This window comes from Eubacterium coprostanoligenes, assembly GCF_900167205.1.
Classification (GTDB): domain Bacteria; phylum Bacillota; class Clostridia; order Oscillospirales; family Acutalibacteraceae; genus Eubacterium_R; species Eubacterium_R coprostanoligenes.
The window spans coordinates 120,165-142,189 of the sequence record NZ_FUWW01000001.1 but is presented as its reverse complement, the minus strand read 5'-3'; the positions used below and the strand labels follow the sequence as shown (position 1 = coordinate 142,189).

The 22,025-nt window shown below is 43.3% G+C and carries 19 protein-coding genes and 1 pseudogene; 13 read left to right on the top strand and 7 right to left on the bottom strand.

Annotation, left to right across the window (positions count from 1 at the left end; all coding sequences use genetic code 11):
- Window positions 1-33 precede the first annotated feature (33 nt).
- From B5D29_RS00545 to B5D29_RS00515, 7 genes are all read right to left on the bottom strand, one after another.
- Window positions 34-771 (bottom strand): ZIP family metal transporter, encoded by a 738-nt coding sequence (locus tag B5D29_RS00545; RefSeq protein ID WP_078767627.1) that lies wholly within the window; start codon window positions 769-771, stop codon window positions 34-36.
- Between the two features lie 320 nt (window positions 772-1,091).
- Window positions 1,092-1,607 carry an S-ribosylhomocysteine lyase gene (locus B5D29_RS00540; protein ID WP_078767626.1) on the bottom strand — a complete coding sequence of 172 codons (516 nt, stop codon included), beginning with the start codon at window positions 1,605-1,607 and terminating at the stop codon, window positions 1,092-1,094.
- Window positions 1,608-1,626: 19 nt separating this feature from the next.
- Window positions 1,627-2,391: a putative RNA methyltransferase gene (locus B5D29_RS00535; RefSeq protein ID WP_078767625.1), complete on the bottom strand. Its 765-nt coding sequence runs from the start codon at window positions 2,389-2,391 to the stop codon at window positions 1,627-1,629.
- A complete protein-coding gene (locus B5D29_RS00530) occupies window positions 2,391-3,791 on the bottom strand; it encodes an aminopeptidase (protein ID WP_078767624.1) in 1,401 nt (466 codons plus the stop codon). Before B5D29_RS00530 ends, B5D29_RS00535 begins: the two co-directional genes overlap by 1 nt.
- Window positions 3,788-5,356: an L-threonylcarbamoyladenylate synthase gene (locus B5D29_RS08855; protein ID WP_159443362.1), complete on the bottom strand. Its 1,569-nt coding sequence runs from the start codon at window positions 5,354-5,356 to the stop codon at window positions 3,788-3,790. Before B5D29_RS08855 ends, B5D29_RS00530 begins: the two co-directional genes overlap by 4 nt.
- Before the next feature lie 2 nt (window positions 5,357-5,358).
- Complete coding sequence (gene prfA, locus B5D29_RS00520) at window positions 5,359-6,438, bottom strand: peptide chain release factor 1 (protein ID WP_078767623.1); 1,080 nt, start codon at window positions 6,436-6,438, stop codon at window positions 5,359-5,361.
- Between the two features lie 19 nt (window positions 6,439-6,457).
- Window positions 6,458-6,643 (bottom strand): DUF951 domain-containing protein, encoded by a 186-nt coding sequence (locus B5D29_RS00515; protein ID WP_078767622.1) that lies wholly within the window; start codon window positions 6,641-6,643, stop codon window positions 6,458-6,460.
- 123 nt (window positions 6,644-6,766) lie between these two features.
- Between B5D29_RS00515 and B5D29_RS00510 the strand changes: the two genes are divergently transcribed.
- The 13 genes and pseudogenes from B5D29_RS00510 (at window position 6,767) to B5D29_RS00450 (ending at window position 21,985) form a co-directional block, all read left to right on the top strand.
- Window positions 6,767-7,672 carry a S1 RNA-binding domain-containing protein gene (locus B5D29_RS00510; protein WP_078767621.1) on the top strand — a complete coding sequence of 302 codons (906 nt, stop codon included), beginning with the start codon at window positions 6,767-6,769 and terminating at the stop codon, window positions 7,670-7,672.
- 114 nt (window positions 7,673-7,786) lie between these two features.
- Window positions 7,787-9,574 carry an ATP synthase subunit B family protein gene (locus B5D29_RS00505; RefSeq protein WP_078767620.1) on the top strand — a complete coding sequence of 596 codons (1,788 nt, stop codon included), beginning with the start codon at window positions 7,787-7,789 and terminating at the stop codon, window positions 9,572-9,574.
- Between the two features lie 606 nt (window positions 9,575-10,180).
- Window positions 10,181-11,365, top strand: coding sequence for an MFS transporter (locus B5D29_RS00500; protein WP_078767619.1), 1,185 nt, complete (start codon window positions 10,181-10,183; stop codon window positions 11,363-11,365).
- A 13-nt stretch (window positions 11,366-11,378) separates the two neighbouring features.
- Complete coding sequence (locus B5D29_RS00495) at window positions 11,379-12,362, top strand: hypothetical protein (RefSeq protein ID WP_078767618.1); 984 nt, start codon at window positions 11,379-11,381, stop codon at window positions 12,360-12,362.
- Between the two features lie 216 nt (window positions 12,363-12,578).
- Window positions 12,579-13,235, top strand: a pseudogene (gene ftsE / locus B5D29_RS00490) (cell division ATP-binding protein FtsE); the annotation flags it as partial.
- 221 nt (window positions 13,236-13,456) lie between these two features.
- Window positions 13,457-14,377: a permease-like cell division protein FtsX gene (ftsX, locus tag B5D29_RS00485; RefSeq protein ID WP_078767616.1), complete on the top strand. Its 921-nt coding sequence runs from the start codon at window positions 13,457-13,459 to the stop codon at window positions 14,375-14,377.
- Window positions 14,367-15,617, top strand: a complete 1,251-nt coding sequence (locus B5D29_RS00480) for a murein hydrolase activator EnvC family protein (RefSeq protein ID WP_078767615.1) — start codon at window positions 14,367-14,369, stop codon at window positions 15,615-15,617. The genes ftsX and B5D29_RS00480 overlap by 11 nt, the downstream gene beginning before the upstream one ends.
- 364 nt (window positions 15,618-15,981) lie before the next feature.
- Entirely contained in the window at window positions 15,982-17,454 is a 1,473-nt protein-coding gene (locus B5D29_RS00475; protein ID WP_078767614.1) for a murein hydrolase activator EnvC family protein, read from the top strand.
- Between the two features lie 34 nt (window positions 17,455-17,488).
- Window positions 17,489-18,973, top strand: coding sequence for a murein hydrolase activator EnvC family protein (locus B5D29_RS00470; RefSeq protein WP_078767613.1), 1,485 nt, complete (start codon window positions 17,489-17,491; stop codon window positions 18,971-18,973).
- Window positions 18,974-18,977: 4 nt separating this feature from the next.
- Complete coding sequence (locus tag B5D29_RS00465) at window positions 18,978-19,592, top strand: epoxyqueuosine reductase QueH (RefSeq protein ID WP_078767612.1); 615 nt, start codon at window positions 18,978-18,980, stop codon at window positions 19,590-19,592.
- Window positions 19,585-20,853 (top strand): replication-associated recombination protein A, encoded by a 1,269-nt coding sequence (locus tag B5D29_RS00460; protein ID WP_078767611.1) that lies wholly within the window; start codon window positions 19,585-19,587, stop codon window positions 20,851-20,853. Before B5D29_RS00465 ends, B5D29_RS00460 begins: the two co-directional genes overlap by 8 nt.
- Window positions 20,850-21,482 carry an endonuclease III gene (gene nth, locus B5D29_RS00455; protein ID WP_078767610.1) on the top strand — a complete coding sequence of 211 codons (633 nt, stop codon included), beginning with the start codon at window positions 20,850-20,852 and terminating at the stop codon, window positions 21,480-21,482. Before B5D29_RS00460 ends, nth begins: the two co-directional genes overlap by 4 nt.
- A complete protein-coding gene (locus B5D29_RS00450; RefSeq protein WP_078767609.1) occupies window positions 21,482-21,985 on the top strand; it encodes a shikimate kinase in 504 nt (167 codons plus the stop codon). Before nth ends, B5D29_RS00450 begins: the two co-directional genes overlap by 1 nt.
- Window positions 21,986-22,025 lie beyond the last annotated feature (40 nt).

Sequence of the window (22,025 nt, the reverse complement as noted above, 5' to 3'; positions counted from 1 at the left end):
AGAACAAATCGTTTTGCACCATAGCCTTTTTTGTTACCCAAACACAACATCCAAAATCATCATCACGCAAAAGCCGATTGCAAAGGAGAATGTTGAAAGATTGTTGTGCGTGCCGAGGCTTGCTTCGGGGATGAGTTCATCCACCACAACATAAATCATTGCGCCTGCCGCAAAAGCCAAAAGATAAGGCATTGCAGGTGAAATTATGCTGAACATCAAAAGGGTCAGCACCGCAAAAATCGGCTCGACAGCACCGCTCAAAGTTCCAATCAAAAAGGCTTTTCCTCTGCTTTTGCCCTGTGCAAGTTCCGGCAAACTGACTATTGCGCCCTCGGGAAAATTTTGAATTGCTATGCCGATTGACAAAGCCATTGCGTCTGCCAAAGTCACATTACATTCGGGCGACAACATGCCCGCAAAAACTATGCCGACCGCCATTCCCTCCGGGATATTATGCACGGTTACGGCAAGGACTAATTTTGCCGTTTTGGACAGATTAATCCTTGGCAAAACAGCATCAACCGCAGGCAAAAGACCCACTCCAAGCATAAGCCCCATCGTTGCAGGCAAAAACGACAGTTTGCCCAAATTTTCGCTCTGCTCTATGGCAGGGATGAGCAACGACCACACGGAAGCCGCCACCATAACTCCTGCAGAAAATCCCAAAAGCGGTTTTTGGAGCGACGGCTTCATTTGTTGCCTGAACAAAAGCACACACGCCGCACCAAGCGTTGTTCCCAAAAACGGGATAAGTATCCCTAAAAATGTCATAGTATCACCTATTTATACTATGAACAACCCCAAATTAAGTGAAAAGACAAGCGTATAAAAAAAGTGTTTTTGGCACGCTGTAGGCTGTTGAGAAAGGTTCTGAATTTCGTTTTCTTGCGAGCGGGAGCTGTACATAGGTACCGCCCCCGAGCAAAAAACGGAAAACGCTAAAAATGCTGTAAGTTCAACACTTACAGCATTTTTAAAACCCCTCCGTCAACACTTCGTGTTGCCACCTCCCCTTTTAAAAAAGTGGAGGCATAAATCGGTTGAATATATAGGCGTGTTTCAGGAACTTTATCGACAGTCTAATTCTTTATTTACGAATCATAAAAAGTCTGACCATGCTCGGTTTGAATTCGCTCCTCAACAGGATATTCAAAGCCCGGATTGTCGTTGAGAATATCGGCAAAAAGTTTTGCTTCGTACTTTGCCATATTCAAATCGTGAAGAATATAGTTGCCACAATTCTTTGGATTTGCACCAGGGACTTCGCCCTCATAATCTGCACAATATTCAAACGCTCTGATCATCAAAGGCAAAATTTCCTGCGGAGTAGGATGACCTTTAACAATCAAATAACAGCCTGTGAGGCAACCCATAGGACCCCAATAAATAATTCTGTCCTTCCACTCCTCATCATTGCGGAGGAAGGTTGCAACAATGTGCTCGATTGTGTGCATAGCGTTTGGATGAATTGCCGGCTCTGCATTCGGCTTCTTCATTCTTATATCAAAAGTTGTGGCAAACTCATCGCCGAGGGTGTCGAGTCTTGATTCATAAATACCCGGCACAATGCGGTTGTGGTCTACCTGAAAGCTTGGAATTAAGTCCATATTATATCTCCTTTGTTTATTATTTTTTGTATTTTAATATTACAAATTCCACGGTCAAATCAATGTCGCCCGCTGTTTTCAAGCGGTTCTTGTTTTCCTCGCTTGTGCGATAAAAATACGGCGTCATAGAAAACAATTCGTACAAATCATCATTTGAAATATGCACCTTTTCGCTCACCTTTTCACGCTCAACAAGTTGCAAAATCTCGCTGTCTGGAGCTTTTTCGTCATTTCTGTACGGAACATCATACAAAAGTTCTTTCATCTCGATAAGATGATTTTCGCCGGGAATAACGCTGTAAAGCACTCCGTCATCCTCGAGCACCCTTGAAAACTCCCTGTCGTTGAACGGAGCGAAAAGGTGAATTGCGGTGTCTATGCTTTTGTCCTCAATCGGAATTTGCGAAAGGTTGGCAACGAAGTACTTGCCGTTTTTGTTGCTTTTTGCGGCAAGGCGCACCATTTCTTTGCTCAAATCAAAGCCGTAAAGCTCACCGTCATATGTATCGTAATACCCCTCGCCACAGCAAATATCAAGAACCGTACCTTGCATCTTTTTGCCGATGGCGTTTTTGAGCAAATCATAATAGCCTTTCGCCAAAAAATTATGCCTTGCGTGTGCAGAGTCCCTGCTGTCGCCCTTTTTGTCGCCACTCTTGTTGGTGAGCAACAAATTAACATACCCCTCCCTTGAAAAATCAAAGGAGTGGTTGTTAACACATTTTAGGCTGTTGCCGTCAACGCTCAACTTTTCTCTGCACTTTGGACAAATAACAATCCCCATTACTTTGTGAAGAAGGTCAAGAATGCCTTGTATGCCATATAAACATCAACCTTTGCAACAACCTCGTAAGGTGCGTGCATGGAAAGAACAGGCACACCGACATCAATGGTGTCTACATCCAAATTTGCAATATACATAGCGACAGTTCCGCCACCGCCTGCATCTACCTTGCCAAGCTCGCCTGTTTGCCACAAAACATGGTTTTCTTCAAGCAAAGTCTTAACCCAGCTTGCATATTCCGCACTTGCATCCGATGTTCCGCTCTTACCTCTTGCACCCGTAAACTTCGTTACGCAAACGCCGTTGTTAAGAAAGCTTGAATTGTTCTTTTCAAACGGAGTTGACCAAGTTGGGTCGTAGCCTGCGTTTACATCTGCGCTGAGGCACTTTGAATTGCGGAGAACATCTCTGCCCTCGTAGCCCTCAAGTCTTGCCAAATCTTCAATGAAATATTTGAGATAAGAAGAATTAAGACCTGTGTTTCCGTCCGAACCTGTTTCCTCCTTATCGGTGAGAACCGTGATTGCCGTGTATTCGGGAGCGTCATCAATGTTGAGAATAGCCTGAAGTGCAGGATATGAGCAAACACGGTCGTCATGACCGTATCCGCCAATCATACTTCTGTCAAAGCCGATGTCATCAACGGTGAAAGCAGGCACAAGTTCAAGCTCGGCAGAAAGGAAATCACGCTCAACAATGCCGTACTTTTCATAAAGAATCGAAAGAAGATTGAGCTTGATTCTTTCGCTTTCTTCATCATCCTTGAACGGACGGGAACCGATGACAACATTGAGTTCCTCGCCCTTTACAAGTTCGTTTGCCTTGCGTGTAAGTTGGTCTGCAGAAAGGTGCGGAAGAATATCCGTGATGCAAAACTTAGGCTCGCCTTTTTCTTCGCCTACACGAACATCAACAAATGTTCCGTCATTTTTGCAAATTCTGCCGTGAAGTGAAAGCGGAATAGCTGTCCACTGATATTTTTTGATTCCGCCGTAGTAGTGAGTTTTGAAATATCCCAAGCCTTCCTGCTCATAAACAGGGCATTGTTTGAGGTCAAGACGAGGTGAATCAATGTGAGCGGCAGAAATTCTTACGCCATCCTTGATGCTTCTCTTGCCCTTTACGCAAAGAATGATTGCCTTGCCTCTGTTCATATAGTAAACTTTTTCGCCCGGTTCAAGAGCGTCGCCGAATTCATCAAAACTTTGGAAACCGTTTGCCTGAGCCAAATTCTCTACCCAAGCGGCAACCTCTCTTTCGGTTTTGCAAGTGTACAAAAAGTCCTTGTATCCCTCGCAAAAATCATCACATTCCTTGAGTTCGTCGTCGGTCATAAAATCAACACCGCACTCTTTTTTGTTAAAAAGCATTTCTTTCAACTGCTTTGCCTTTTCGCTCATAAGATTACCTCCAAAATGTTATCTGTTTGAACGGCAACATCTTCGCCGTTGTTATAAATTATATAGTCGCAATTGTCAATAAAATAATCCCTGTCAAGCTGTGCCGACATACGAAGCCGTGCCTGCTGTTCGGTTATATTATCCCTTACGACAATCCTCTTTATTCTTATATCGTCATCGGCAAGAACACCGATTACCTTGTAGCAATCATTTTGCAAATTCGCCTCAAAAAGCTGTGACGCATCAAGCACGGTCAAGCCGTTTGCCTCCTCCTTGCACCTTTTGATGATTGCAGGGTGGAGAATTGCGTTGAGCTTTTTGGTGTGCTCCGCTGTGTCAAACGCTCTTGAAGCAAGAAGTTTTCTGTCAAGTTCGCCGTCTTTGACAACATCCTCGCCGAATTCACTTGCAAGTTCTGCCAAAATCGGAGCGTTCTTTGCAGTCAGTTCGTGTGCGATTTTATCGCAATCAATAACCTTGAAGCCTTTTTGCCTGAAAATCTCACAAACATAGCTTTTGCCTGCACCTGTCGGACCTGTAAGCCCCACGGTGAACGGCTTTGTTAAATCTATTATGCAAAAAGCCGCCGCACGAATCAGTCGATTGTAAACCGCCATACCTACTCCGTCTTTGTGCGGAATTCGTGCATAAACTTTTTTTGCGCCCATTTCGTCAAGCTCTCGCAGAGCGTCAAAAAGTTCCTTTGCCTGACTCAAATCATCATTTTCTTTGCCAAAGGTTACCTTTGGAATTGTCACCTCATCATCATCAAAGCAAAGCGCAAAAGCATCCTTTCGAGAATTTACAAAATCCTCATAAGTCTTTTTGTCGGCGTTGACGATAACCACCTTTGCCTTTGGTGCATAGTGCTTGTACTTCATACCCGGTGAAGCGGCAACTTCGTCGTTTTTCATACCCTCAAGCACAGCCGGAGCAACCGTGATTTCGCCGATAACGGCTTCTATCATTTCTTTTGTAATTGCGCCCGGACGAAGCAAAGTCGGAACATCGGTTGCAAGAGTGATGACCGTGCTTTCCACACCGTATTCACAATCTCCGCCGTCAATGATTCCGTCAATCTTGCCCATCATATCATCAATGACATATTTTACCCTTGTAGGTGACGGCAAGCCCGAAGTGTTTGCGCTCGGTGCTGCAATCGGACAACCGCTCGCCTTAATCAGCTTGCGTGCAATCTCATTTTTCGGCATACGAACGGCAACGGTGTCAAGTCCGCCGCTGACAACCTTGCCCACCTTGTCCGACTTGTTCAAAATAATTGTAAGCGGAGCCGGGAAAAATGCGTCAATAAGCGCCTTTGCCTTTGGCGTCACCTCTTTTACAAGAGGCACAATATCTTCTTTTTCGGCAATGTGAACAATCAGCGGATTATCTGACGGTCTGCCCTTTGCACGATAAATGTTGTGCACCGCCTCGTCATTGAGAGCGTCTGCACCCAAGCCGTACACGGTTTCGGTCGGGAAAGCAACAAGTTTGCCCTGTGCAATCATTTTGCCCGCCTCTGCAATATCATATTCACTTGTGCCGAACAACTTTGTGTTCATCGTTATTCTTCTCCCTGTGAAGCCTTTAATTTTTCAGCGGTATCCGCTGTAATAAGTGCGTCAATAAGCTCGTCCATATCGCCGTTGAGGATTTGTTCAAGCCTGTATAATGTAAGTCCGATTCTGTGGTCGGTAACTCTGCCCTGCGGATAATTGTAAGTTCTGATACGCTCACTTCTGTCGCCTGTGCCGACCTGCGCCTTGCGTTCGCCTGCAATTTCTGCATTTTGCTTTTCTCTTTCAGCATCAAGCAGTCTTGCACGGAGCACAAGAAGTGCCTTTTCTTTGTTTTGGTGCTGTGAACGCTGATCCTGACATTCAACAACCGTGCCTGTCGGGATATGGGTTACTCTGATGGCAGATGATGTTTTGTTGATGTGCTGACCGCCCGCACCCGAAGCACGGAATGTGTCTATCTGCAAATCCTTGTCGAGAATTTCAAAATCAACCTCTTCAGCCTCGGGAAGAACCGCAACAGTTGTTGTTGAAGTGTGAATTCTGCCCTGACTTTCTGTTTCAGGCACACGCTGAACTCTGTGAACTCCCGATTCAAACTTAAATCTTGAATAAGCACCGTCACCCGTGATGCTGAAGCTGATTTCCTTATATCCGCCAAGTCCTGTTTCGCTTGCAGACAAAACCTCTGTCTTGAAACCCTTTGACTCTGCATACATAGAATACATACGATAAAGCACACCTGCGAAAAGTGCACTTTCCTCACCGCCTGCACCGCCACGGATTTCAACAATAACATTCTTGTCATCGTTAGGGTCACGAGGAAGAAGAAGCACCTTGAGTTCTTCGCCGAGTCGCTCCATATCTTCCCTGCTGCTCTCGAATTCTTCCTTTACCATAGCGGCAAAATCTTCGTCAAGAGAGCTGTCGCCGAGCATTTCACGGCTTTCCTCATTGGCAGCCTTTGCGTTTTTGTATTCTCTGAATTTTTCCACAATCGGAGTGAGCTGTTTCATCTCTTTCATCAAAGCGGTGTAGCGTTCCATATCTGCCACAACCTCGCTTTGACAAACAAGCTCGTTTATTTCCTCATATCTTTTCTCTACTTCTTCAAGTTTATCAAACATTCTGTATCCTCACTGAAAATTATTCTTCGTTTCGGCTGACGGAGCGAATATTTTTTTCTATCTTGCTCCTTGCCACGGTAACAACATGGCCACAGCCGAGGCATTTAATTTTAAAGTCTGCACCGATACGCAAAACTTCAAACTCCTTGCTTCCGCACGGATGCGGTTTTTTCACCGTCAAAACATCGCCTATTTGAATATCCACAATGTCACCGTCCTTTACTGATCTATAACTAAAATATTATATCACTATTCTATATCTTTATCAATAACATATTTTATTGCGTTCTCTCATAGACTTTACTACTAAAGTAAAGGAATGATTAGAATGAATTATTATCCGGAGGGTATAAATTTTACGGACAGAAAATTCGCCACGCTGAACGAAATCAAATCGGCAATTGCAAGCGGTGAAATCATCGAAGGCAAGGTTTTGCTGTGCGACAAGGAGCACAATCTCCACATTGATTTGGGGATTATGAGCGGAATTATTCCGAGGTGCGAGGGCGCTCTCGGAATAGAGGAGGAAACCGTGCGTGACATTGCCTTGATCAGCAAGGTGAACAAGCCCGTAGCCTTCAAAATAGTGGCTGTTCGGCAGGATGACTACGGCAACGACTATGCGGTTTTGTCACGCAGAATAGTTCAGCTTGAATGTATGCGTGACTTCATTTCTCCGCTTGAATGCGGCGACATAATCACCGCAAGAGTGACCCACCTTGAACGGTTCGGAGCGTTCATCGACATAGGTGCCGGTATCAACTCGCTGATACCGATTGATATGCTGTCGGTGTCACGAATCAGCCACCCGAGAGAACGAGTGTACATAGGACAAATTATACAAACCGTATTGAGAAAAAAGGAAGAACACAAAATGACCTTTTCGCTGAAAGAACTGCTCGGCACTTGGGAGGAAAATGCATCTATGTTCAGCGTTGGCGAAACCGTGACGGGAGTTGTGCGAAGCATTGAAACCTACGGCGTTTTTGTGGAACTTGCGCCAAACCTTGCGGGTCTTGCCGAGCCTTGCAAAAATCTCGAACCGGGTCAACGGGTATCGGTGTTCATCAAGTCGATTTTGCCCGACAAAATGAAGGTGAAATTGGTCATCGTGGAAGCATTTGACGATTTTGACTCCCCTGCCGAACTGTCCTATTTTATCGACAGCGGAAGAATATCACATTGGAAATATTCCCCCGACAATGCCATTAAGTTGGTTGAAACAAAGTTCTGAATACAGTAAAGCCTTATAAAATAAAAGGTTATTGCAAAATTTATTTATTTATGATAGTATGTAAAATAAACTTATATACTTTTTAGAGATTAAAAGAAAAGAGGAGGTGATGTTTTGCGCAGGCAGAAGTATAACTACTTTGATGACGACCCGGAGGAAGAAAAGCTCCAAGAGGAAGTTCAAGAGCTTGTTGACGAGTTCACGGAATCACAAGAGCAAGCGCCGACCTTGATTGAGCACAAACCAAAGAAACATTCTGTTATCCACAAAATCATCGGCTTCTTTAAATCAATCTTTTTGGGCTTGGTGCTTTTGGTGACGAACACCTACAAGAGCATCAAAAAGGACATTGACGACACAGCCGAGGAAGCAAGGGTTGAGAAACTCAAAGAGCAATACGAAGAAGAACTTGAGGCAGACGGCGAAGCTCCGGAACAAGCGGAACACGAAGCAGACCTGATGTACGCCGAATCTGAAGAAGAAATCTTGCAAAGACGCACAATGTCACCGTGGCTCAGGGCAATCATCGTATTTTTGGTGGCAATTGTCTTAATCGTTGTAATCATTGTTACAGCGGTTATGAACTCGGCAAACGCAGTCAATTCACGACACCACGAGTTTGAAAAAGATGCCAATAAGGTTTACACCCAATACACCGAAAAATACGGCATTGCAAACTACAAATATATGGGCGAATACGAAGTAAAGGGCTATATGCTCACAGGCGTTTGCATTGTGAGAGAGGTTGATTTTGACGACAACGGCAAGTCCGAGCTTCTCATTTGCTACAACGACAATGACGAATACTACGAGGATGTTTGGGGCTACAAGGGCAACGATTTTGAACAGCTTTATCACAAAAAAGTGCCTCAATCCTCCAACAGAAATGACGATATTTGGGTGAGCATTTATTCAAACGGCAAAGCCTTTTATCTTGCGGAGCACAGCGCTTCCGACCTGTCGAAAGTCACTCTGTTCAAGCTTTCCGGCGGTAAGTTCAAGAAAAAAGCCACTGCCGTGTACAACACGGAAAAGTATTCGTTTGCGATGAAATCACGCAATGTGACCGACTGTTTTGAACGCATAAAATTTGCTGTTTTGAGAGAAAATGCAGCGTCAACCACCGTTGACAGAACGCTTGACGCAACAGATTCTTATGCAGAAAAAACGACCAAAAAACATATTCAAGCCTCAACCGACACGGCAAAATCCGCATACCATGCAATAGTCAAGGAATACACCGCAAAATACGGCGAAGCAAAACTTGAAACAAGTGCCAAAATGCCGTACATCAGCGGTCTTGCAGGGGTTAACCTTGTTGACTTTGACGGTGACGGTCAGGATGAGTTGATGCTCATCTACAAGCGTTCGGTCAGCGAGCGTGACGAGGATTACGAGGGCAACTATGTGTCCGTCGAAAAAGAAAAATATTATTGCGACATTTATTCGTGGAACGGTCACAACGCCATCCAGGTTTATCAGGATGACGGAATCGGCAACCTATACAACGATGAAGACAGCGCATACTACATCCTCAAAAAAGACGGCGACAGATATTTCTATTGCACAAACAAATTCAAATCGAGTGATTACGGCAGATTTGTGTCGGCAACATCAAAGATGATGCGCTTCAACGGTCAAAGTTTTGAACAGCAGTTTAAAGCAAGCTACGAAACCGAATATGGCTACACAAAGTACTACATCGACAACGAGCGAGAATACAAAAATTCGTTCACCGAAAACGGTGGCTACACAGTTCCGTTCTTTGACGGCGAGAATGAATTTGACAACAGCAAGTGGAATGTGTGCTTTATGAAGGGCGACAAAGAACAGCTGAACAACATCAAGCTCCAGCTTGAAAAGACGCAAAACACCATCAAATCGCTACGACAAAAAGATTGATATATCGAATTAAACAAACCTCCCGAATACGGGAGGTTTCAGACTGTCGATAAAGCCCCTGAACCACGCCAAAATTATATTAATACACATTAAGTAGGATAGGCTTGCCTATCCCGAAATATTATCGTATTAATAACACAATCTAAAGAAAAGTGCCGCAAACATTAAGTTTACGGCACTTTTGGCGTTTTTCGTTTTTTTGCAAACAAGCAAATATAAGGCTTCCAAAAAATCTGTGGATTTTTTGGAAAGAGGAAAAACATATGTAGTATACTTACAAAACTTTGTTTTGTTCTATACGGAATATGTTTTGACGAGGTACAGCTCCCACTCGCAAGAAAACGAAATTCAGAACCTTTCTCAACAGCCTACAGCGTGTCTAATACGGGAAGTTTGTTGCTTTTAAAATCGTCTGTATTTACCCATTCAGTTGTAAAATAAATTTTTTATAAAGTCAAAATAAAATTATTGTAAAGGATTTTTTTGAGTGATATAATATTTTTGTCTAATTTTTCAATAAAGGAGTTTTTCTATGGCTAAAAACAAAAGCGCTGTTGCGGAAAAGCCGACAACAGTAGCAAAAAAGTACATGAAGCCATCATCTCTATGCTTGTGTTTGTTGCACCAAACACATCATCATTCACACTTGCAACAATTTGGATGTTTGTGATTTACGCACTTTACACTGCGGTTTCCTGTGCGGTTGAATCACCGTCAAACTGCTTCGGCGCACTCTGTTCACCAAATCCGAGTGAGCGTTCAACAGCAATTTCTATTGCTTCGTTCCTCCGTTCGGTAGGTCAATCCGGCGGTCAGGTTGTAATCATTGTTGTTCCGCTCATTATGAAAGCACTTATGGGTCAACAGCAGTACAAAAACGCCGAAGGTCAAGGTCTTGACCTCATCATTTCAACAGCCGTTTGTGCTCTCGGTATGGTAATCTTTGTTATGATTTTCTTTGCAAACAACAAAGAGCGTGTGCCATACACAAGCGAAAAAGTTTCGCTCAAAGAATCCATCAAGCTTGTTTTCACAAACAAAAACCTGCTTATGGTTTCGCTTACAAAATTGTTCGGCTTCGGTCGTGGTGTTTACGGCACAGTTTCGCTTTACATAGCCGTTTATCTCCTTGGCTCAAAGGGATTGAAGCTCGCACTTATGCTCCCTATGGGTATCGGCACAGCGGTCGGCACTTTGCTTGTTAATCTTGTGCTCAAAAAGTTTTCAACAAAGCAAACATTCATCCTTTTCTGCGTTTACGGTGCATCTGCAATGGCAATTTTGTACCTTGTATCAAAGGGTGTAGGCTTCAACAGCAACCTCATCATTCCGTTCCTCATTCTCAATTTCTTCTGCGGAATTCAGCACGGCAACACCAACACAACACCAAACATTATGATTGCCGACTGTATTGATGAAATGGAATACAAAACAGGCAAGCGACAAGAAGGTCTTGCTTATGCCGGCTACGGACTTTTCTCAAAAATCGCATCGGCAGGCACAAAATATCTTGCGCCGTTCCTTGTTTATACTTGGTCGGGCTACCACTTCTCAACAAGCCAAAATGTTGCTTATGCCGCACAATCGGACGAGGTTCTCACAAAGTTCCTTGCAATCTATACAGTAATACCTGCTATCTTTGTAATTCTTCAATTTGTCCCTATTCTTTTCTATGATATGGTAGTCGAAAAGAAAGAGAGAATTACTGCTGCCCTCCTTGAAAAGAGAGCAAAGGAAGAAGCAGAAAAAGCAGAAGAAGCCGAAACCGTTTCGGCAGAAGTTGCAGAATAAGGAGGGATATGCTATGACAAAATCAAAAAAGGGTTTTAACACAGGGCTTTACGGCATAATTGCAGGCGTACTCGTTGCCGCAATTCTCGTTGGAATGACTGTTTTTGCATTCACCACCAGATACAATGCTTTTTCTCCTGAAAAGGTTGCACAGTCTTATGCCGACACAATCGTTCAAACAGGTGACGGCTACAATGCACTCAAGGTTTCTTTGGTTTCAAAAAATCAAAAGTTCGGCAATTTTGTAATCAACGCTTATATGGCACCGTATATAAACGACAACAGCGGAAAGAAAAAAGGCGAAAAAAAGATTGAGCAGAACAAAGAAATAGGCACAGGAAGCAAGAAAGAAGCAAAGCTCCTCGACACAGTTTACAACACAATGTACGACTACTATGACGAGCTTATAAAAACAGTCGGACTTCAAAATTATGACGAGTTCTACAGCCTCTATTTTGCAAAACTCAAAGAGGTCAGAGTGGCTGTTCTTCAAGACGATTATATGGACACAGACTTTATGTTCAGCGTGTTTGAGTCCAATGTTCAGACCTATGCAAACAAGTTGACAGGAACGAAAAAAGTGCTTGCGGCTGATAAAAAAACTGTTATCCAAAAGGCTTCAACAGGTGCTTATCAAGAGCTTTACGGCAAAAAATACAAGCTCACAACAACCGTAACCGACACAAAGGAATTGTCTGCCGACGAAGTTGAGGCTTATGTCAAAGGCTACAAAAACAGAGTTGTTCCTATCATCCAAAAGAGCGAAACGGTTGCCGACACGCTTGATGACAAAAAATCCGAAGCAATGAAGTCTGCGTTTGAAAATCTCAATGTTGCAGACAGCATTGAAGCAGTTGACGAGTGCACCGTTGAGGTCACAAATCAAAACGGCGATGTCGTTGCAAACACAAAGGTTTATGTTGTCAGAATCGGCAACAGCTGGTATGTTGATAATTCAAACACCGACACTGCCCCGCTTTATATCACAATTATATAAATTCAACGACCTTCCCTTTGCAAAACAAGGGGAGGTTTTTTTATTAGCCAATTGGAAATATTTACAAATGTGTTACAAAATTTACAAAATAGCAACATAAAATACTTGATATTTGCGTGATTATGTTATATTATATATATACTTATTGGGTAAAACCGAATTTTCCGACTTTTATTACTTGATATAATTATTCACAAAAAGATAGGAGTGAGCGCTGTGATAGAATTCAGAGATGTAACAAAAGTCTACGGCAGCAACGATACACACGCCCTCGAAAATGTCAACATCAAAATCGAGGACGGCGAATTTGTATTCATTGTCGGTTCATCGGGTGCAGGTAAGAGTACTTTTTTGAAACTCATTATGCACGAAGAAAAGCCGACATCGGGCGAAGTAATTGTAAACGGATACGCTTCAACAAAAATGAAGAAGCGTCAGGTTCCGTACTACAGAAGAACAATGGGAATAGTTTTCCAAGACTTCAGAATTATTCCGAAAATGAGCGTTTACGATAATGTTGCATTCGCAATGCGTGTTATCGGAACAAAAGAAAAAGAAATCAGAAAAAGAGTGCCGTACATTCTTCAGCTTGTAGGACTCAGCCAAAAGGCACGCTCAATGCCAAACGAATTGTCGGGCGGTGAGCAACAGAGAGTTTCGCTTGCAAGAGCACTTGTTAACAATCCCGACCTCATCATTGCGGACGAGCCTACCGGAAATGTAGACCCTGAAATGAGCCACGAGATTGTTGAACTCCTTACAAAAATCAACAACAGCGGCACAACCGTTGTTATGGTTACTCACGAGCACGACCTTGTGCGTACATTCCAGCGCCGTGTTATCGTAATCCAAAAGGGCAAAGTTGTATCCGACACACCTGACCCAACCTTTGCAAAATTCAAGACCAAGGAAACAAAGAAAGAAAACGATATGTTCTACTTTGAGCAAAATGTCAAGAACGAAAACCTGACAGAAGTTTTTGAGGACTTGGAAGAAAGTGATGCGCTCAACACAGACGGCATTGCTTCATTGGCAGAAGAAGAAACCGAGGGCACTGTTGACCTCAACGAATTGGCACAGGGAGGTGAGCAATAATGTCCGGAGCAAGTTTTAGATACCTGATAAAAGAGGGCTTTCACAACACTTGGACAAACCGTATGATGTCTGTTGCATCAATATGCGTATTGCTCAGCTGTTTGCTTCTCATTGGTTCAGCTTCAATGATTTTCCTGAACATTGATTCTCTTGTTCAAAAAATCGAAAACGAAAATGTTATTATGGTGTACATTGATGACGAAGCAACAGATGCCGACATTGACGAATTGGGCATTGAACTTCAAAATCTCAACAATGTGCAAAAAATCGAATTTGTTGCAAAAGAAGACGCTTGGGCAGAACAAATTGCAACAATGGACGAAGCACAGGCAGAATTTTTCACCGAGCAAACAGATGAAATCCCGTTGCCTGACGCATACAAAGTTACGGTTAAAGATTTGGAGCAATTCACAACCACGGTTAAGCAAATCAAAAAGCTCAACCATATCGACACCGTAAGACAAAACACTGACCTTGCAAAGAAGCTGGCAAAAATTTCAAACGGCATCAGCATTATTTCAATCGTTATAATCGCTGTTCTCTTTGCAATCTCTTTGTTCATCATTTCAAACACAATCAAACTTACTGTATATTCTCGCCGACTTGAAATCAGCATTATGAAATCGGTTGGTGCAACAAACAGCTTTGTTCAGCTTCCGTTTGTTGTTGAGGGTGTCATCCTCGGCGTTGTGGCAGGTGTTCTGTCGTTATTCGCCGTTTGGGGAATATACGAGCTTGCCATCAACCGATTTGGCGATGTGTTCAGCTCAATAGGTTTAGATCCGCTTAAATTCACAGATTACGCTTGGATTATGCTCGGAGTATTTGTTGCTATCGGTATAGTCAGCGGTGTTGGCGGTTCGCTCATTACTATGAGAAAATATCTTACAAAGGAAGGCAGTGAGATAAGTGCGGTTTAACAGCAAAAAAATTATTTCTTTGATATTGTCACTGGCATTTGCTTTCAGCGTTGTAGGCGGAACAACATCCACCTACGCCGCAAGCACTTCTGCCCTTCGTGACAAGCAGAAAAAAATTCAAAGTCAGATTGACGCAGCTCAATCAAAAATCAACAAACTTTCCGGTCAAAAGAAAGACACAGAGGAGTACATATCTGCTCTTGATGTAAAAATTCAAGCACTTAAGGACAAAATCAGCACCCTTAAAGCAGAGGCAAATGCTCTCCAAAGCAACATTGACAAGGTTAAGAAAAACATTTCGGACACAGGTGCACAAATCAACAAAATTCAAGCCGACATTGATGCAAAGCAGGCTGAATTTGACAAGACCTTTGACGAATATTGCCAAAGACTCCGTGCAATGTATGTTTCGGGTCACGCAAGCAACCTTGAAGTGCTCCTCACAAGTTCCGACATCAGCTCAATTCTCACCCGTTCAGAGATGATTAAATCTGTTTCGCAAAAGGACAGCAAAACTCTCAACGACCTTATGGACAAGATGAACGAGATTGAGAAAGACAAGGCAGAGCTTGAACAAAAAAGAGCACAGCTCAATAAAGATAAGGAAAAGCTCCAGTCACAAAAGGACAAGCTCGACAGCAACATTGCAACAGTCAACGCTTCAAAGAAAGAACTCGACAAAGAGGTTAGCGAAGCAAACGCAATGATGCGCAAGCTCAACAGCCAAACCGCCGAATACAAAGAAAGCATTTCGGACAACGAGGAAGAAATGGCTCGAATTGAGGCACAGATTGCAGAAGAAATCCGCAAGGCTCAAGCTGCAAACACAGGCTCAACAAGCGGTTCTTACGGAAGCGGTGCATACAGCGGAACTCTTGGTTATCCAACAAATTCACGCAGAATTTCCGCAAGCTATCCAAACTATTCAAGCGGTCGTTACCACGGCGGTGTTGACTTCCCTGTTCCGTCAGGTTCAGCAGTTTATGCCGCTGCCTCGGGCACAGTAATTATCGCAAAGAACCTCAACTACAGCTACGGTCACTATCTTGTTGTTGACCACGGCAACGGACTTTCAACTCTTTATGCTCACAACACCACGCTTCTTGTAGGTGTCGGCTCACATGTCACAAAGGGTCAAGTTATCGCTCGCAGCGGTTCAACAGGAAACTCAACAGGTCCGCACTGCCACTTTGAAGTGCGTGTGAATGGTACGAGAGTAAATCCATTCAACTATCTATAAGTTTAACCTTATTCCGGCTCCCCTTGTTATGTAATCAAGGGGAGCTGTCGCACTTTATGTGCGACTGAGGGGTTAAAAGATATTAAAACTAAAACCCCACCGACTCGTTGTACTCGTCACCTTTACTGCGTAGACGCCCCCTTTTGTCTGCGTTGCAGACATTTTCCCCGATTAACGGGGGAATCACCTTGCTTCAAGGGGAGGCATATTGTTATGCCATCAATAGAAGTTTTTATTCATAAAATAAGCGTAATTCTTTATTTTTTAATATAATGTAAAAAAATATAAAAAATAAATAATTTTCCTTTTACTTATAATAATAATTGTGGTAAAATTATTATGTAGAATTTTACGGAGGTGCAGAATGAATAGATATGCTAAAAAAATTGTTTCTGTTTTGATGAGTGCGTGCTTAATATGCACAAGTGCGGCAATCTGCACACCCGTTGGTGCAAAAACAACCCAATCGCAGGAACAACGCAAAGAAGAGCTTGAAAAAAAGCTCGAGGAAACAAACAAAAAACTCAAAGAGCTTGGCAAGGAAAAAGATGACGCACAGGAATATCTTGATGTAATCGACACAAAACTTGACACGCTCAAAGAACAGTATTCTATCACTTTAAGCGAAGTGAACGAAACTGAAAACAGGGTGCACAAAACGCAGGAAAGCATAAGCACAAACACCCAAACGCTCAAAGAAATTGAAGTTAGCCTAAAAGATATGGAAGCTCAATCGGTGACTCTTGAAGCAGAATACGATGATGTTTGGCAAAAATACTGCCAAAGAGTCAGAGCGATTTATGTCAGCGGTGAAACCGAAAGCGTGCTTACATTTTTGCTTTCTTCCGACGGAATACAAAACTTTTTGACAAGGCTTGAAATGGTGTCTGCCGTTGCAAAAAAAGACAGCAAACTCCTGAAAGAGATGAACACCAAAATTGAGCAAGTCCAAACTTCACGCAAACAGCTTGGCGAAAAGCGAGAAGAACTGAACAAAACTCAAAAGGTGCTCAAGTCGGACACCGAAAGTTTGAAAATTCAACAAGTTTCGCTCAACGAAAAAGAAGCCGAAATGAAGAAGAAGAAATCGGCTATGGAAAAGCAACAGATTGAAGCGAACACAACACTTCAAAAAATCAACGACCAAACAAAAGAATATTCAGAGCTTCACGATATAACCCAAGAGGAAATCGACCAAATCGACAACGAGATTAAGGAAGCTATCAAAAAGTACCAAAACAAGCAAACAACCACAAAAAAGAAGAAGAAAAAGAAGCCGACCACAACAAAGCCGACTGCTACCAAACCAAACGAAACAACAACCGAGCATGTGACAGAGCCGACAACCGAAGAAGAAACAACAGAGGACGAAATCTCCTCCGACTTCATCAATATGACCTATCCTTGCCCTGATCACACAAGAATCACCTGTGCGTTCCACGGCTACAGAGGTCACAACGGCTGTGACTTTTCAACAGGCGGAACAACAGGGCACAAAATCGTTGCTGCGGACAGCGGTACGGTCATCATTTCAAGGGACATCACCTGCGACCGTGACACCTGCAAAAAAAGTTACCACGGCAACGGATATTGCAGCTACGGCAGATACATTGTTATTATGCACGACCACCCTAACAGAAACGGCGAAACTGTTTACACGCTCTATGCACACAACAGCGTTCGCTCTGTATCGGCGGGTCAGCATGTAATCAAGGGTCAGCAAATCGCACTCAGCGGTTCAACAGGAAATTCAACAGGACCTCACCTTCACTTTGAGGTCAGACTCGGCGACGGCTCATACAATGACGCCGTAAATCCGGCATATTATTTGCCATAATTCAACAAGACAAGCAAAATAAGGGGCATTCATTTTGAAACCAATCATCAAAAAAAGCATCGCAATATTAACATCATTAACTATGCTGTCAACCGCAAGTGTCAGCGTATACGCACAAGAAAGCACAACCGTGGCGCAATCTTCTTCATCAAAAGCGCAAAGCACCACAGGTGTTGCAATGACGGACGCACAGGGCAAAGCTGTTACCAACCAAAACGGCGAAACCGTGACAATGTCGCCCGAGGAAGCACTCAATCAGCAAAAAGTTGACCTTGAAGCAAAGCTCAAAGAAAGCGAAGAGAAACTTGCAAAATATCAAAAAGGTCAAATGGCAACCGAGGAATACATCAACTCGCTTGATGAAAAAATCGGATATATGAACCAAGATTTGAGCGTTCTTGACACACAGATTAATTCTGCCCGTGAAAAAATCAGGGGTTTGAAGCAGGAAACAAAGCAGTTGAAAAAGGCAATCAAAAAGGTTCAAAAGCAATACGATGAAACTGCCGAGGAAATCGACGAACTCAACAAATCATTCCAAAAAACCTACTCTGCATATTGCCTGCGAATGAGGGCAATGTACATATCGGGTTCGGACAGCATACTCGTTGCACTGCTCACAAGCAAGGACATCAGCCAATTTTTGTCACGATACGAAATGATAAAGGCTGTGTCAAAATCCGACGCAAAACTTCTCAAGGAAGCAAAGATAAAGACAAAGCAAATCAGCGAAAAGAGCGACAAAATCGCCGAGCAAAAGGCAATGCTTGAAAACAGCAAGGCTGTGCTTGACGAAAAGAGCGCAATCATCGAAAACGAGCGTGACGGAATCGAAAGCAAGCAGGCAGAAATCGCACAAAAAAAGATTATTCTTGCCCAGGACAGAGCTGAAAGTGACGCACTCCTTGCGGAATACGCACAAAAAACACAGATGTATTCCGAATACAAATACGAGGACGAGGAACTTTTGAAGCAGGTTGATAACGAAATCAGCAGTGTTTTGAGCGGACTCAAAACTCCTGAAGAAGCAACCACCGCCGTCAAGAGTGACAAAAACGACAAAAAGAACAACACCCCAAGCGAGAACAATTCTTCTCCACTTTACTACAATTCCGCAGGTGTGCTCAACCTGACCTACCCTGCACCGGGACATTACTCTGTTTCCTGTGCATACGGCAGATACAGTTCAGGCAAGGCACACACAGGCACAGACTTTCCTTACCCGGTCGGCTCAAAGGTTGTTGCCGCACAAAAGGGTATCGTAATCAAAACAAGAGAACTGAATTATTCATATGGCAAATATGTTATGATTTATCACGGCACGGATAATTTGGGCAGAAAAATCGTAACCCTCTACGCCCACAATTCACAGCTTCTTGTGAGCACGGGACAAACAGTAAAAAAAGGTCAGCAAATCGCAAGAGGCGGTTCAACAGGCAATTCAACAGGACCTCACTGCCACTTTGAACTTATCATTGACGGAAGCAAGGTCAACTCTGCGCCGTATTTGAGCAAATAATAAAATGAACAAAATAAATTATCAAAAAGAATTAGACAAAATCACAGACAGCCTAAACGGAGATGTTCCAAAACTGTTTTTGCACTCGTGCTGTGCTCCGTGTTCAAGCTACACGCTGGAATATTTGAGCAATTATTTTGACATCACGGTATACTATTTCAACCCGAACATCTCACCAAAGGCAGAATTTGACAAGAGATACGCAGAGCAAAAGCGATTGATTGAGGCTCTGCCGTCAAAGCACCCAATCAAGTTGGTGTGTGGCGAATATGACTACAACGATTTTTTGAAAATAGCAAAAGGCTACGAGAATGTTCCCGAGGGTGGCGAACGCTGTTTCAGGTGCTACCGTATGCGACTTGAAAGCACGGCAAAGCTCGCAAAGGAACAGGGATTTGATTATTTCTGCACAACCCTTTCAATCAGTCCGCTGAAAAACAGCCAAAAAATCAACGAAATCGGCTACGAAGTTGCAGAAAAATACGGCATAAAATGGTTGCCGTCGGACTTCAAGAAAAAAGAGGGCTACAAGCGCTCTATCGAACTCAGCCGAGAATATCAGCTATACAGACAGAATTTCTGTGGCTGTGTTTTTTCAAAGGAGAACAAAGATGAATAAACCGTTGGCAGACAGAATAAGACCAACCGAACTCTGCGATGTTGTGGGGCAAAAGCATCTGCTCTCACCCGACAAAGCGCTATACAATATGATTCAAAACGGCGACATACCGAACCTGATATTCTACGGACCTTCGGGTGTCGGCAAAACAACGGTTGCTTCAATCATTGCAAACAAAACAAAGCGTGCGTTGAGAAAGCTCAACGGCACATCCGCTTCAACACAAGACATCAAGGACATTGTGGCAGAAATAGGCACTTTTTCCGCACCAAACGGAATTTTGCTTTATCTTGACGAAATCCAGTATTTCAACAAGCGTCAACAACAATCCCTCCTTGAATACATAGAAAACGGCAAAATCACACTTATTGCCTCCACCACCGAAAACCCGTATTTTTATGTATATTCGGCAATACTCTCTCGTTCAACAGTGTTTGAATTCAAGGCACTTGACTGCAACGATGTTATGCCTGCTGTGGAGCGAGGCTTTAAATTTTTGGAAAAAGAAAACGACATCAAAATCACCTATCCCGATGAGGTTGTGAAAAAAATTGCACTCGGCTGTGGCGGTGATGTTCGCAAAGCACTCAACAGCGTTGAAAACTGCTACTTTGCCACACCGACAATTGACGGCGAAAAATCAATCACCATCGAAACTGCGGAGGAACTGACGCAAAAATCGGCAATGCGCTACGACAAAGACGGCGAAGAGCACTACGACATTGTGTCGGCATTTCAAAAAAGTATGCGTGGCTCGGACACAAACGCTGCTTTGCACTATCTTGCAAGACTGCTTGAAGCCGGGGATTTGCCATCGGCTTGCAGGCGACTTATGGTGTGTGCCTGCGAGGATGTCGGGCTTGCATATCCGCAGATTATTCCGATTGTCAAAGCGGCGGTTGACGCAGCAATGATGGTCGGCTTGCCGGAGGCGAGAATTCCGCTTGCAGATGCGGTTGTTCTTGTTGCCGAATCACCAAAATCAAACAGCGCCTACGAAGCGATAAACACAGCAATGGCAGATGTAAAAAAAGGCAATTTCGGTCCTATTCCACGGCATTTGCAAAACAAGCATTTTGACGGCGAGGATGCGGAAATCAAAGGACAGCACTATGTCTATCCTCACGACTGCCCAAATCATTGGACTCAGCAACAATATCTGCCTGACAAACTGAAAAACACAAAATACTACGAATACGGAACAAACAAAAACGAACAGGCTCACAAAGATTATTGGAGCAGAATTAAGGGCGAAAAATGACGAAAAAAGAACGAGCGTTAAACGCAATTGAGGTTCTCAAAAAAGAATATCCCGAAGCGATTTGCTCACTCAATTCCTCAAATCCATTTGAGCTTTTGGTGGCAGTCAGGTTGTCGGCACAGTGCACAGACGCAAGAGTGAACCTCGTCACCCCCGCACTGTTTGAAAAATACAAAACACTTGACGACTACTGCAACGCCGATGTCAAGGACATTGAAGAACTCATCCATTCCTGCGGATTTTACAAAAGCAAGGCAACTTCCATAATTGATATGGCAAAAGGCGTGCGTGACCGATTTGGCGGAGTCGTGCCGAACAATATTGACGACCTCATCACCCTCAACGGAGTTGGCAGAAAAACGGCAAACCTCATTGTCGGCGATGTTTACGGCAAGGAGTCAATCGTTGTTGACACTCATATGATAAGAATCGCAAACCGAATCGGACTTGTGAACGAAAAAGACCCGAAAAAAATCGAGTTTGCTCTCAAAAAAATAATACCGAGCGAAGAAGGCTCGGATTTCTGCCACAGGATAGTGCTTTTCGGCAGAGATATATGCTCGGCAAGAAAGCCGAAATGCGACATCTGTCCTATGGAATATAACTGCAAAAAGGTTGGACTTAAATAATGAACAGGGAAAACATAATATTAATCGGAATGCCCGGCAGCGGCAAAAGTACATGCGGCGTACTTGCTGCCAAGGCTTTGCTGAAGAATTTTTTTGACACGGACCTGCTGTTTCAGGGTCTTGAAGAAAAGAAACTTCAGGACATAATTGACGAAAACGGCATTGAATACTTTTTGGCTGCCGAGGAGCGAACAATTTTGTCGCTCGACATAAACGCAACCGTTGTTGCAACTGGCGGAAGCGTGGTTTACAGCGACAAATCTATGGAACACCTAAAGAAAAGCGGAAAAATCATTTTTCTCAATTTGAGCTACGACACAATGGTTGACAGAATAAAAAACATCACAACCCGTGGAGTAGTTGTCAAAAAAGGTGATTCGCTCAAAGATATGTACAACGAAAGACTGCCTATGTATCAAAAATGGGCAGATTTGATTATTGACTGCGACAACAATACAGTTGAGGAAACAGTTGCCGAAATTGTGAAAGCTGCCGAGAAATAAAAAAGTCTTGATTTCATACACTTAAAATGGTATTATAGAT

What these genes read in the sequence shown, in the direction of transcription:
- B5D29_RS00535 (WP_078767625.1), bottom strand. Translation starts at nt 2,391, where the DNA reads ATGGGGATTGTTATTTGTCCAAAGTGCAGAGAAAAGTTGAGCGTTGAC.
- B5D29_RS00545 (WP_078767627.1), bottom strand. Translation starts at nt 771, where the DNA reads ATGACATTTTTAGGGATACTTATCCCGTTTTTGGGAACAACGCTTGGT.
- B5D29_RS00500 (WP_078767619.1), top strand. Translation starts at nt 10,181, where the DNA reads ATGCTTGTGTTTGTTGCACCAAACACATCATCATTCACACTTGCAACA.
- B5D29_RS00460 (WP_078767611.1), top strand. Translation starts at nt 19,585, where the DNA reads ATGAATAAACCGTTGGCAGACAGAATAAGACCAACCGAACTCTGCGAT.
- B5D29_RS00475 (WP_078767614.1), top strand. Translation starts at nt 15,982, where the DNA reads ATGAATAGATATGCTAAAAAAATTGTTTCTGTTTTGATGAGTGCGTGC.
- B5D29_RS00540 (WP_078767626.1), bottom strand. Translation starts at nt 1,607, where the DNA reads ATGGACTTAATTCCAAGCTTTCAGGTAGACCACAACCGCATTGTGCCG.
- B5D29_RS00495 (WP_078767618.1), top strand. Translation starts at nt 11,379, where the DNA reads ATGACAAAATCAAAAAAGGGTTTTAACACAGGGCTTTACGGCATAATT.
- B5D29_RS00530 (WP_078767624.1), bottom strand. Translation starts at nt 3,791, where the DNA reads ATGAGCGAAAAGGCAAAGCAGTTGAAAGAAATGCTTTTTAACAAAAAA.
- B5D29_RS08855 (WP_159443362.1), bottom strand. Translation starts at nt 5,356, where the DNA reads ATGAACACAAAGTTGTTCGGCACAAGTGAATATGATATTGCAGAGGCG.
- B5D29_RS00450 (WP_078767609.1), top strand. Translation starts at nt 21,482, where the DNA reads ATGAACAGGGAAAACATAATATTAATCGGAATGCCCGGCAGCGGCAAA.
- prfA (WP_078767623.1), bottom strand. Translation starts at nt 6,438, where the DNA reads ATGTTTGATAAACTTGAAGAAGTAGAGAAAAGATATGAGGAAATAAAC.
- B5D29_RS00465 (WP_078767612.1), top strand. Translation starts at nt 18,978, where the DNA reads ATGAACAAAATAAATTATCAAAAAGAATTAGACAAAATCACAGACAGC.
- B5D29_RS00510 (WP_078767621.1), top strand. Translation starts at nt 6,767, where the DNA reads ATGAATTATTATCCGGAGGGTATAAATTTTACGGACAGAAAATTCGCC.
- nth (WP_078767610.1), top strand. Translation starts at nt 20,850, where the DNA reads ATGACGAAAAAAGAACGAGCGTTAAACGCAATTGAGGTTCTCAAAAAA.
- ftsX (WP_078767616.1), top strand. Translation starts at nt 13,457, where the DNA reads ATGTCCGGAGCAAGTTTTAGATACCTGATAAAAGAGGGCTTTCACAAC.